The sequence below is a fragment of the Nguyenibacter vanlangensis genome (assembly GCF_013376155.1).
In the GTDB taxonomy this organism is placed as follows: Bacteria; Pseudomonadota; Alphaproteobacteria; order Acetobacterales; family Acetobacteraceae; genus Gluconacetobacter; species Gluconacetobacter vanlangensis.
The window spans coordinates 1-843 of the sequence record NZ_JABXXP010000978.1; the positions used below are offsets into that span (position 1 = coordinate 1).

Sequence of the window (843 nt, forward strand, 5' to 3'; positions counted from 1 at the left end):
GGGGTCGAACAGCCGCGTGCGCGCCGGCAAGGCGCGACGCGACCTGGGCTGGGCGCCGACGCGCGGCTCCGTCATCGACTGGGTGGAACGGGACATGGAGCGGGACATGGAACGCGGCTGACGCGCTTGTGACCCAGGGCGGCGGCAGCCGCGCGGCTGCCGCCGCCTGTCGTTTCCGGCCCGATATGGGGGGCCGATATGGGGGAAGATGTGGGGCAAGACGTGGCGGAATAAGTGCGATTACAGCATCATCCCGTCCATTGACCGGCCTTTCCCCGCATGGCATGGCCGAATCATGCATGCTATTCTTTCTGTTCTTCTGCCGATCTTCGGCCTGATCCTGATCGGCTTCGTCGCGGCGCGGCAGAACTGGCTGGGCCAGGGGGCGACGGACATCCTGAACCGGTTCGTGATCCGGCTGGCGCTGCCGGCCGAATTGTTCCTCAGCACGGCGCAGGTCACGCGGGCGCAGATCGACCATCCGGGCTTTGCCGTCGCCTTCACGCTGGCGACGCTGGCGACCTTCGCCCTGGGCTGGATGTTCGACTGGTTTCGCCCGGCCGACCGCATGCACCGGCTGTCCGGCGCGGCGATCGAGGGGCTGACGGCGGGCTATGCCAATACCGCCTTCATGGGTCTGCCGCTGTGCCTGGGCCTGTTCGGGCCGTCCGCCCTGCCCGCGGTGGTGATTGCGACCCTGGTGACGGTCTGCGGCCTGTTCGCCGTCGCCATCGCGCTGGTCGAGCTGGAGGAACTGGCCGGGCGCAGCACGCTGCAATTGCTGGCGCGGGTGGGCCTGGCGCTGCTGCGCAACCCGCTGGTGTTCTCGCCGCTGGCCGGGGC

The 843-nt window shown here is 69.2% G+C and carries 1 protein-coding gene; it reads left to right on the forward strand.

Annotated elements, in window-relative coordinates; all coding sequences use genetic code 11:
• Positions 1 to 295: 295 nt before the first annotated feature.
• A partial coding sequence (locus tag HUK84_RS20615; protein WP_176641853.1) for an AEC family transporter occupies positions 296 to 843 on the forward strand: 548 nt, incomplete at its 3' end.